The organism is Anaerovibrio lipolyticus (assembly GCF_021531495.1).
Lineage (GTDB): Bacteria > Bacillota > Negativicutes > Selenomonadales > Selenomonadaceae > Anaerovibrio.
In genome coordinates this window covers 251786-263227 of sequence record NZ_JADYTY010000001.1, presented here as the reverse complement: position 1 = coordinate 263227, position 11442 = coordinate 251786, and the positions used below count along the sequence as shown (strand labels likewise).

Genomic DNA, 11442 nt, shown 5'->3' with positions numbered 1-11442 from the left:
ACTGCAGGAGGGAGTAAGGCAATGGAAACAAAAGGTTTGATTATGGTTCATACCGGTGATGGCAAAGGAAAAACTACGGCGGCTCTAGGCTTGGCTCTTAGAGCATGGGGTAGTGGCCTAAGGGTTATGATTTTGCAATTTATCAAGGGTGGCTGGAAATATGGTGAACTGGAAGCTATTGCCAAGTTGGGAGAAATCAATGGCAGGATTGAGATTCGTCCGATGGGTTTGGGGCTGATGTCCAAAAGCGAGGCAGAGAAACAACAGCATATTGAGGCTGCCCACAAGGCCATGCTGGAGGCAGAGAAGATTATTACATCTGGCGAATATGATTTGGTGATTCTGGATGAAATAAATTATGCTGTCAAATTTGGTTTGATTGAAATTGATGATGTATTGGACTTGCTAGATAAGAAGCCGGCTCAGGAGCATATATTGCTAACAGGCCGGGATGCCCATCCTCAATTGATAGACAGAGCGGATTTGGTAACAGAAATGAAGCTGATTAAGCATCCATTCCAGAAGGGAATCAAGGCTCAGCGGGGCATAGAGTTCTAAGGCAATTGTATATTATCGTCTTGTCACAACTATTGTATATGTGATAGAATAACAAAAAAACACGCTGTTGATTTTGTAAGTAAAAATCAGTAGCGTGTTTTTGTTGCACTGTGTAGTTGAAGCACTACTATTTATTCATAATGGCATCAATAGATTTGATGCAGGCATTGCGGAAGCCCTGTTCTTCCAGAGCGGTGACACCTCGAATGGTAGTACCAGCAGGGGAGCAGACATTGTCCTTTAGCTGACCAGGATGCTGGCCGGAAACCAACTGCAGTTTGGCAGAACCAAGGATCATCTGAGAAATAAGAACGTAGGCATCCTGGCGCTGAAGACCGTATTTCACAGCAGCGTCTCCGTAGGCTTCAATCATGAGATCTACAAAGGCAGGGCCGCAACCGGTTACAGTGCCACCGATTCCCATTAATCTAGAAGGCAGCTCCTTTACCAGGCCAACAGAGCGGAACAACTCCACAATCTGCTGATGCTCCTCTGAAGTAAGGGTGTTTTCCTCCTCAAAAAGCAGGACGCCTTCCCCTACCATAGCAGGAGTATTTGGCATAATGAATTGCAATCTGGTGTTGGTAGTGATAAACTGACGATACTTGGCAATATCCCAGCCTGCGGCAATAGAAATCAGTGCCTTGTCCTCTAGAGCCTTACCTAGTTCATTGATAACGGCTTCAATCTGATAAGGCTTGCAGGCCATGACCAGTGTATCAACACTCCGTGCCAAGTCCTTCAAGGTTGCTACTGGCGTAAAGCCAATAGTTTCAGCATTTTTCAGCAATTTTTCTTGATGGGGGGCATAGGCATAAACATTTTCCTTGGCAATAGCTTTGGCATTGATGAAGCCCATAGCCAGGGCCTGGGCCATGTTGCCCATACCGATAAATCCCAGTTTTTTCATATAAGCGGAACCCACTGTATTTACTTCCTGTCAAGGGATAAGCACAGCGATTCCTTCGCTCCTTTCAAGAGTAAGGTGGGTTGATGTAGCAAAATACGATTGTATTTGCCCAAGGGATATTATAACATAGTTGGAAATTTTTTTCGAGGTGTGAATAATGGCAAAGAGTAAAAATATTGATATGCTTCACGGTTCCCTGTGGGACAAAATGGTGATTTTTGCCCTGCCGCTGGCTTTGACAGGTATGCTGCAGCAACTGTACAATGCAGCTGATGTGGCGGTGCTAGGAAAGTTTGTGGGGACTACGGCAATGGCTGCTGTAGGCAATAATATTGCCATTATTGGCATTATCGTGAATTTGTTTTTGGGATTATCCCTTGGCGGCAATGTAATCATTGCCAGATTTATTGGTGCCAAGCAAAGAGAGCGGGCTCAGGCGGCCTTGCATACAGCCTTTGTCTTGGCTTTGATTATTGGCTTTTCTATGGCAATTATTGGCCAAATTGCAGCAGGAGCTATTATCGAATGGCTGCAGGTTCCCTCTGAGGTAGAGGAGATGGCAGAAACCTATCTTCGAGTATATCTTTTGGGTATGCCTCTCTTGGCCCTGTATAATTTTCAGTCGGCCATTTTTAGAGCTCAGGGAGATACGAGAACGCCCTTGATGGCTCTCATGGTGTCCAGTATGTCCAATGTGATTATGGATTTGCTTTTTGTTCAGCTAGGCTTAGGAGTGGCTGGCGTAGCCTTAGCTACGGATTTATCCAATGGTATTAGTTCTGGTATTTTATGTTGGAAGCTGCTTCATGCCAAAGAGGGACTTCGGTTGCAGCTAAGCAAGTTGCGTCCAGAAAGGGTGCTGTTGAAAAATATTATTAAAATAGGTTTGCCAGCAGGCATTCAGGGCATGGTTTTCTCTGTATCCAATATTTTGATTCAGGCAGCTATTAACAGTCTGGGACCAGATGCTATGGCAGCCTCGGCAGCAGCCTTTACCATTGAAATCAACGTTTATTGCTTCTTAAATGCTTTTGCTCAGGCCACTACCACCTTTGTTAGTCAAAACTACGGCGCGGGGAATATGGCTAGATGCCTGATGGTAACCAAACGGGGGATGATGCTGGCTCTCGGCTCTACTATGGGCATGGCGGTTCTGGTGCTGCTGTTGTCCCAGCAGCTTTTGGGATTCTTCAATCCAGATGCAAATGTTATAGCCCTGGGTACTGTTCGGTTATGGTATATTGTGGCACCAGAATTTTTGCAGGTATTTATTGATGTATTTTCGGGCGCTCTGCGAGGCTATGGCTATTCACTAGGGCCTGCCATATTGACTTTGGTGGGAATTTGTGGCGTGCGGATAATTTGGCTGTATAGCGTATTTGCGGTATATTCTACCTATGATGTACTTATGGCCTGTTATTCCATTAGCTGGCTGGTAACGGGAGCTATGATTGTAGGGATGTATATCCACTATAGAGGAAAAATCCTTGGAGCTAATGCTAAATAAAATCAAAAAGCAGACAAAATACTACAGCAAACTACAATAAATTCCTACAAAGTTTCTTGCTTTTTGGGAGGAAATATAATAACATAAAATACGAATGAGTGTGTCAATCAACAGACTGAAATTGCTCAATTGTTATCGCTGATTATTTCTGTTGATGTGAAAGGATAAATTATGCTGGATTTTGAAAAGCTTGACAATCTGTATACCAAGGCCTTTGCCATGCGTAAGAAAAAGCATTGGTTAAACCTGCCTTGGGATTTTTTGATAGGAATAAAGACCAAACATCATGGTATGTGGTATGGACTGCCTGTTATAAATACTGAAGATGATGCTATTGGCTTTGCTATTTACGACAAGGCATATGGCTTGCCTGTGGTTCGCTATATGTTGGATGAAGGATTGATGGATAATAGTTCGGATTATGAATGCGAAAGTTTTTTGAATCAGCAGAATGTTTATTATTTTACCTTTGTAAACAAATCTGAGTTGAGGCATTGGAAAGAAGCAGAGTGGATTCAGGATTATTGTGATAAGCATGGACTGAAATGCCGTGGCAGAAGATGTTATCCACTCTTTCATCATCTTGAGCCAGGTTTTTATACCAGAGATTTGAATAGTGTGGAGGAAATATCCGCCTGTGAAACCTTTGTGAAAGCTCTGGATGAGCTGGATAGAAGGCTGGAGGCAGGGGAATTGCTGCCACAGCAGGGACACTACGGTAAAAAAATAAAAGAAAAGATAACTCTTCCTGTATTGCTGGAGCAGGCTAATGGCAGCTGGCAGCTAGGCAAGGAAAATCTACCTCCTGCTGGCACTTTGAACTGGCCTCGTTTGCTGCCTAATGATTTTGATACTGTCCGCATGAAACGATTCCCTAAAAATGGCAGTATTTGGCAGTTGGAAAAATTCACACACGAGATGAATAGGATGACCTACAATGTTGGCGGCCAGGTAGAAGAATTGCTTCGAGAGGGTGCCGGTATATATGTAGATGCTCTGATTATCTATGATGAATCTATGGGCCATATTATGTTTATGGACAATTTCTTCATGCGGGTTGAAGGTCAAAATGCCATTATGAGCTTTATGACAGAGGCTATGGAGAAGGATGGCCGTCCTATGAAGATTGTGGTGGGCTCCGAGGAATCCTACGAATTTATGAAAGTGTTCTGTCAAAAGCTGGATATTCAATTAGTATTGGATGAAGTACCACAGCTGGTAACCATGAGAGCAAATGTGCTGGCAGGCCGTAATCCTGTAGAGAATTTCGATGATGAGGAATGGGAACCTACGGATCCTAGAGCAGATTGGGGCTGCAGCAGCGGTTATATGCCGGATGTAGAGGACAAGGCGGCAAAAAAACATAAAGGCAAAAAAGCAAAGCAGAATAGTAGCATGATTAAAAATGACAAGGACATGAACAAGCTGCTTATGCTTATTGGAGATTTTTTGCATGCGCAGCTTTCTGCCACTACAAATGAAAAACAAAAGGCAGAGAAAAAACTCAATGCCTTTTTGGATAAATGTACCAAAGCTCACTATTTGACCAAGATGGATGAAAACATGCTGGAGGTTCTCTTGAATCTGGCTATGACATCTCCTATGGACAGTAAGCTGTTCCGTAGCATTGTAGGTGAATACCAGCGACGATTAGGAACAGGCACAGCAGGTTTTTTGGCTATTGTCAGTGATGAGGATGTTTAAAATTTTTATTTATTAAGGACCTATGGCCTTGCAATTTTTCACATAATTTTATTTCCAGCTAATTTGTTAGGGCTTGGTACTAGGAATTTTTGTGTGGCTATGGTAAAATAGAATTGATTTTTAATTCACAAGGTTATATTGTTGATATTCTACGAAGGGAAAGTGATTAAAACATGAAGGTATCTATCATTATGGGCAGCGACTCCGACTGGCCTATTCTGAAGCCTGCTTATGAACTTTTAAAGAAATTCGACATTGAGGCAGAGGTTATTGTAGCTTCCGCTCATCGCACTCCTGCCAGAGTAAAGGAAATTGTTACCACTGCTCCTGAGCGTGGTGTATGCGCCTTTATTTCTGCTGCTGGGGCAGCTGCCCATCTGGGAGGCGTTATTGCCAGCTACACAACTCTGCCTGTTATAGGTGTACCTATTAATGCAACCGCACTCAACGGCATGGATGCCCTGCTGAGCACTGTACAGATGCCTTCAGGGATTCCTGTAGCTACTATGGCTATCAATGGTGCCAAGAATGCGGCTATTTTTGTTGTAGAGATGTTTGCTATCTCCAATCCTGAGCTGGCTCAGAAGTTGAAGGACTATCGCCAGAACATGGTTGAGGAGGTAGAAAAGAAGGCAGCCCGTGTAGAGCAGCAGCTGGGTTGACCAACATATTGCCGCATATCAAGGCTCCCCATATGTGGGAGAGCTGTGTCAATGTTAGGAGAAATAGAACAACAATGTATAGTGTAGAAGTTGAAGGCAGCAAGTGGAAAGAGGAATGTGGCGTTTATGGCGTATATTCCCATGAAATGGATGTTTCCGGCATGACCTATTTGGGCTTGTATTCCCTGCAGCATCGTGGTCAGGAAAGTGCAGGTATTGCCATTACTGATGGCGCCTGGATGGATGTTACTCGGGGCATGGGCTTGGTAAATGAGGTTTTCCGTCATCAGGTTCCTCATATGGACAACCAGTATATTGCTATTGGCCATGTTCGTTATTCCACTACCGGCTCCAGCATGCTGGCTAATACCCAGCCACTTATGGTTAACTACTCTGGCGGCAAGATTAGTCTGGCTCATAATGGTAATCTGACTAATGCTACCGAGATTCGTCGGGAGCTGGAGGATGCAGGTACTATTTTCCAGACTACTATTGACTCCGAGGTTTTTGTGAATCTGATTGCCAGATCCCGCAAGGCCACTGTGGAGGAGAAGGTGATGGAGAGCCTGAACAAGATTCAGGGTGCTTACTGTCTCACCATTATGACTGAGAATAAGCTGATTGGTGCTAGAGATCCACAGGGTTTCCGTCCTTTGTGTCTGGGCAAAATCGGCGATGATACATGGATTCTTTCTTCTGAGAGCTGCGGTTTGGACGTAGTTGGAGCAGAATTTGTGCGGGATATTGAGCCAGGTGAGATGGTGGTTATTGACGAGAATGGTGTCAAGAGCTATCATTTTGCAGATGCCAAGCTTTCCATGTGCGTATTCGAGTATATTTACTTTGCTCGTCCCGATTCTGTACTGGATGGACTTAGTGTACATGAAGCTCGCTTTGAGATGGGCCGGGTGTTGGCTAGGGAAACTAACTACAAGGCAGATATTGTTATCTCTGTACCAGATTCTGGTAATACTGCTGCTTCCGGTTATGCCTACGAATCTGGCATTCCATATGTAGAGGGCTTGATGAAGAACCGCTATATTGGCCGTACCTTTATTCAGCCTACCCAAAAGAAGCGTGATACTGCTGTGAAGCTTAAGCTGAATGCTATTGCTTCTGCCGTTCGGGGCAAATCAGTAGTTATGGTGGATGATTCTATTGTACGTGGTACCACCAGTGGCAAGATTGTTCGTATGCTTCGCAATGCTGGTGCCAAAGAGGTACATATGTGCATTAGCTCTCCTCCTATTGTTTATCCATGCTACTATGGTATTGATACCTCCGTCCGCAAGGAGCTGATTGCAGCCACCAAGAGCGTGGAGGAGATTTGTGAGTACATCGGGGCTGACTCCCTGCACTTCCTGTCCCTGGAGGGCTTGAAGCACTGCATGGGCAAGCTGGGGCCTGATCATATGTGTTATGCCTGCTTCAACGGCGGTTATCCGGTAGAGCAGAAGACCGCTTCTCCTGCCGAGCATGACAAATATGTATTTGAACAGCGTAAGAAGTCTTAATATACAGGAGGAAAAGGATTAGATGGAAAAGAAACTTACTTATAGAGATGCTGGCGTAGATATTGATGCAGGAAATCTGTCTGTAAAGCTGATTAAGGACAGCGTAAAGGCAACCTATCGTCCAGAGGTATTGGGTGATCTGGGTGGCTTTGGCGGCCTTTTTGCCATGAGCACTAAGTACAAGGAGCCTGTATTGGTTTCTGGTACTGACGGTGTAGGCACCAAGCTGCGTCTGGCTTTTATTCTGGACAAGCATGATACCATTGGTCAGGATGCTGTTGCTATGTGTGTTAATGACATTCTGGTACAGGGTGCTGAGCCTTTGTTCTTCCTGGATTATCTGGCTGTAGGCAAGCTGGAGCCTGAGCAGGTAGCAGATGTAGTAAAGGGTGTAGCCAACGCCTGCAAGGAGTCCGGCTGTGCACTTATCGGCGGTGAGACTGCTGAGATGGCTGGCTTCTATGCTGAGGGAGAATATGATATTGCTGGTTTTGCTGTTGGTGCTGTGGAGAAGTCCAAGATTATCACCAGTGAAAAGGTAAAGGCTGGAGATGTTATTCTGGGCCTGCCTTCCTCCGGTGTTCATTCCAATGGCTACTCTCTGGTTCGTAAAATTGTCTTTGATGTAAAGGGCTTCAAGGGTGATGAGTACATTGACGAGCTGGGCAAGACCATTGGTGAGGAACTTTTGACTCCAACCCGTCTCTATCCAAAATCCTGCCTGCCTCTTATTGAGAAATTCGATATTCACGGTATGGTTCATGTAACTGGTGGCGGTTATTATGAGAATATTCCTCGTGCCTTGCCAGAGGATATGGGCGCAGAGATTGATGCTACCAGCTGGCCTGTTCCACCTATCTTCAATTTGTTGAAGGAATGGGGCAATGTAGACTGGCATGAAATGTATCGTACCTTTAACATGGGTATCGGTATGATTATCATTGCTTCTGCTGACGAGGCAGAGAAGATTAAGGCTGATCTGCAGGCTCGCAGCGAAGCTGTATACGAAATCGGCAAGGTTACTCAGGGCAGTCATGAAGTAATTGTTAAGGGCGGCGTATTCGATGAGTAACCATATTTTAGGTATTCTTTGCTCTGGCCGAGGTTCCAATATGCAGTCCATTATGGCTGCTATTGAGTCTGGTCAGATTAAGGCAGAAATCGGCATTGTGCTAACAGACAAGCCAGAAGCTAGAGCTTTGCAGGTTGCCAGCGAGGCAGGCATCAAAAGTGTTTGTGTTAATCGCAAGGCCTGCAGCACTCAGCAGGAGTTTGAGGAAAAGCTGGTGGCTGAACTAAAGGCTGCCAATGTTACTTTGGTAGTTTTAGCTGGCTTTATGCGCATACTCAGTCCATATTTTGTGGAGGCGTATCGCCATCGCATTTTGAATATCCATCCATCCCTGCTGCCATCCTTTGGCGGGGCTCATGCGCATCGTGATGTGTTGGCCTATGGTACCAAGGTATCTGGCTGTACAATTCATTTTGTGGATGAGGGTATGGATCATGGTCCTATTATCCTGCAGGACACTGTACCTGTACTGGATGATGATACTGAGGATACTCTGGCTGCCAGAGTTCTGACCAAGGAGCATATTCTCTATCCAAAGGCTATAGAGCTTTTCGTTGATGGTCGTCTGGAACTTATAGATGATCGTCATGTCCGTATCAAACCATAAACAGGCTCAGGGAATTATTTGGCCCTAGGGCTTAAATAATGCTTTGACCAATGAGAAAAGGAGATAGACTACTATGAAAATCAAACGTGCATTAATTAGTGTATCCGACAAAACCGGTGTTGTTGAGCTGGCCAAGAAGCTCCATGCTGCAGGTGTGGAAATCGTTTCCACCGGTGGTACCATGAAGGCTATTAAGGAAGCAGGTATTCCTGTAACCTATGTTAGTGATGTAACTGGCTTCCCTGAAATTATGGATGGCCGTGTTAAGACCTTGAATCCATACATTCATGGCGGTATTCTGGCAGTTCGTGATAACCCTGCCCATGTAAAGGCTATGCAGGAGCACAAGATTACTCCTATTGATATGGTAGTAGTTAATCTCTATCCTTTCAAGGAGACTATTTCCAAGGCTGATGTTACTTTGGCCGAGGCTATTGAGAATATTGATATCGGCGGCCCTGCTATGATTCGTGCTGCTGCTAAGAACTTCAAGTACGTTACTGTTGTTACCAACCCTGCTCGCTACGACGAGGTTGCTGAGTGTGTAGCCAAGGATGGCTGCGTAGGTGGAATGCTGCGTATGCAGCTGGCTCAGGAGGCTTTCCAGCACACTGCAGAGTATGATGATTGCATTCAGAACTATCTCATGGAACAGGTGAACAAATAATGAATATACTGGTAATTGGTAGTGGTGCCCGTGAGCACACATTGGTATGGAAGCTGGCTCAGAGTGCCAAGGCAGACAAGATTTATGCAGTACCGGGCAACCCTGGTATGGCTCAGCTGGCAGAGTGCATTGATGGTATTTCCATTACAGATAATGATGCTCTGGTTAAGCTGGCTCAGGAGAAGAATGTAGAGCTGGCTGTAGTAGGCCCAGAGGTGCCATTGACTAATGGTGCTGTAGATGCCTTTAATGCAGCAGGTATCAAGGCTTTTGGCCCTGTACAGGCAGCAGCAGAGATTGAGGGCTCCAAGTCCTTTTCCAAGAATCTCATGAAGAAGTACAATATCCCTACTGCCAAGTACGAGGTATTTACTGAGGCTGAGGCAGCCAAGGAGTATATCCGTCAGGAAGGTGCTCCTATCGTTATCAAGGCTGATGGCTTGGCTGCAGGCAAGGGTGTTATTGTAGCCATGACTCTGGAGGAGGCTCTGGGGGCTATTGATGAAATCATGGGCGATCAGGCCTTTGGTGCTGCTGGCAGCCGTGTGGTTGTTGAGGAGTTTATGGTAGGCGAGGAAGTTTCCGTTCTTTGCTTTACAGATGGCAAGACCATCGTGCCTATGGTTCCTTCTCAGGATCACAAGCGTGTTTATGATCACGACAAGGGACCTAATACCGGCGGTATGGGTGCCTATGCTCCAGCTCCTGTTGGTACTCCAGAGCTTTTGGCTCAGGTTCAGAAGGAAGTTCTGGATCCTACTATCAAGGCTATGGAGCAGGAAGGACGTCTGTACAAGGGATGTCTCTATGCAGGCTTGATGGTTACTGAGGCTGGCCCTCGCGTAGTAGAGTTCAATGCTCGCTTCGGTGATCCAGAGACTCAGGTTGTTCTGCCTCTGCTGGAAAGTGATTTGGTAGATGTTATGCTGGCATGTATTGATGGCAAGCTGGCCGAAACTGAGGTAAAGTGGAGCGACGGTGCAGCGGTATGTATTGTTATGGCTGCTGGCGGTTATCCAAAGTCCTACAACAAGGGCGATGAAATTGTAGGTATTGATGCCTCCGAGGCTGATGGCTGTACTGTGTTCCAAGCAGGCACCAGTGCCAAGGATGGCCATATCTATACCAATGGAGGCCGCGTGCTGGGTGTAGTAGCCAAGGCTGATGGCATTCAGGAGGCTGTTGACAAGGCTTATGCCGGAGTTGACAAGATTTCCTTTAAGGATGCTCATTTCCGTCATGATATTGCTCATTGGGCATTGGAAAGACTTAATAAGTAAATATTTTTGTATGCAGCGGTGCATATTTTTAGCTGATTGCTGAATATGCACCGTTTTATTGTCTAATATTTGGACATTATATTGACAAAATTGGACATATGTTATATTATTGAACTGATTAAATTTACTTAAGTGAAATTTTTCATGTTTGAATGGGGCGTTTGTTAATTATTATTTGATTGTAAAAAACAATTTACACAAGGGAAAATGAAAAAGAGAGGGACTTGGGAAATGGCAAGAAGAAAAACTTATGCCAGCGAGGATGGCAATATTCAGAAGCTGGTGGGAAATCACGACCATGCATCAGCCGTAAGAGCAAGAATTATCAATAGCGCAAAATGCCTGTTGGCGGAGGAAGGATATAGCAAGACTACCATTCGTAAGATTGTGGAGCATTCCGGCATTCTGACTGGCAGTATTTACTATTTCTTCAAAAACAAGGAAGATATTTTCCACGCTATTCTGTTGGAGCTGATGCGGGATTGTATTCGTCGTATCAATTTGAGATTCCAAAATGAATCGCCTCTATTTATTTATGCTGCAGTTTGTCAGGTAGAGTTGAAGGTACTGGCGGATAATCAGATAGTACGGGATAGTTATAAGAAGGGTTACGATTCTATTATTATCTTTGAGGGTATGATTGCCCAGTTCCATGAGATGGCCAGAAACCTCTTTAACGGCACCAAATACGAAAGAAGTGACGAGGAATATTACGAAAACACCCTGATGATTAAGGGTGCTATGCATGCTTGTTTAACAGAAATGTCCTTCCGTCGGCCTATTTCCTTGCCAAGATCCAGAGAACGGCTAATTCGTATGGCCTGTGAGATGTTTGGCACCAAGAAGGAAGCCGCAGAGATTGCCAGCAAAATTCGCGAATATGGCAGCATCTGGGAGGATATTGGGGTGGAATTGGTAGAGAAGCCTATCTCTTCCCTGCCATGTGAATATGAGTTTTAAA

11 protein-coding genes are annotated in these 11442 nt (G+C 45.0%); 10 read left to right on the top strand and 1 reads right to left on the bottom strand.

Annotated features, from left to right (window positions below; genetic code table 11):
- The first annotated feature begins 21 nt into the window (after window positions 1–21).
- Window positions 22–558: a cob(I)yrinic acid a,c-diamide adenosyltransferase gene (gene cobO, locus I6E26_RS01210; RefSeq protein WP_235319998.1), complete on the top strand. Its 537-nt coding sequence runs from the start codon at window positions 22–24 to the stop codon at window positions 556–558.
- A 127-nt stretch (window positions 559–685) separates the two neighbouring features.
- Here the strand turns inward: cobO and proC are convergent, their stop codons facing one another.
- Complete coding sequence (gene proC / locus I6E26_RS01205; RefSeq protein WP_235319997.1) at window positions 686–1483, bottom strand: pyrroline-5-carboxylate reductase; 798 nt, start codon at window positions 1481–1483, stop codon at window positions 686–688.
- Between the two features lie 142 nt (window positions 1484–1625).
- On the opposite strand from proC, the gene I6E26_RS01200 reads away from it, so the two are divergent.
- From I6E26_RS01200 to I6E26_RS01160, 9 genes are all read left to right on the top strand, one after another.
- Window positions 1626–2975: an MATE family efflux transporter gene (locus tag I6E26_RS01200; protein WP_235319996.1), complete on the top strand. Its 1350-nt coding sequence runs from the start codon at window positions 1626–1628 to the stop codon at window positions 2973–2975.
- A gap of 171 nt (window positions 2976–3146) precedes the next feature.
- Window positions 3147–4679: a DUF6930 domain-containing protein gene (locus I6E26_RS01195; RefSeq protein WP_235319995.1), complete on the top strand. Its 1533-nt coding sequence runs from the start codon at window positions 3147–3149 to the stop codon at window positions 4677–4679.
- Between the two features lie 173 nt (window positions 4680–4852).
- Window positions 4853–5341, top strand: coding sequence for a 5-(carboxyamino)imidazole ribonucleotide mutase (purE, locus tag I6E26_RS01190; RefSeq protein ID WP_235319994.1), 489 nt, complete (start codon window positions 4853–4855; stop codon window positions 5339–5341).
- 74 nt (window positions 5342–5415) lie between these two features.
- Window positions 5416–6855, top strand: a complete 1440-nt coding sequence (gene purF / locus I6E26_RS01185) for an amidophosphoribosyltransferase (protein WP_235319993.1) — start codon at window positions 5416–5418, stop codon at window positions 6853–6855.
- A 22-nt stretch (window positions 6856–6877) separates the two neighbouring features.
- On the top strand, window positions 6878–7927 hold the full coding sequence (gene purM / locus I6E26_RS01180) for a phosphoribosylformylglycinamidine cyclo-ligase (RefSeq protein WP_235319992.1): 1050 nt from the start codon (window positions 6878–6880) through the stop codon (window positions 7925–7927).
- Window positions 7920–8534 (top strand): phosphoribosylglycinamide formyltransferase, encoded by a 615-nt coding sequence (gene purN, locus I6E26_RS01175; protein WP_235319991.1) that lies wholly within the window; start codon window positions 7920–7922, stop codon window positions 8532–8534. Before purM ends, purN begins: the two co-directional genes overlap by 8 nt.
- A gap of 73 nt (window positions 8535–8607) precedes the next feature.
- Window positions 8608–9201, top strand: a complete 594-nt coding sequence (locus I6E26_RS01170) for an IMP cyclohydrolase (RefSeq protein ID WP_235319990.1) — start codon at window positions 8608–8610, stop codon at window positions 9199–9201.
- Window positions 9201–10481 (top strand): phosphoribosylamine--glycine ligase, encoded by a 1281-nt coding sequence (gene purD / locus I6E26_RS01165; RefSeq protein ID WP_235319989.1) that lies wholly within the window; start codon window positions 9201–9203, stop codon window positions 10479–10481. The genes I6E26_RS01170 and purD overlap by 1 nt, the downstream gene beginning before the upstream one ends.
- Before the next feature lie 231 nt (window positions 10482–10712).
- Window positions 10713–11441: a TetR/AcrR family transcriptional regulator gene (locus tag I6E26_RS01160; RefSeq protein ID WP_235319988.1), complete on the top strand. Its 729-nt coding sequence runs from the start codon at window positions 10713–10715 to the stop codon at window positions 11439–11441.
- The last annotated feature ends 1 nt before the right edge of the window (window position 11442 follow it).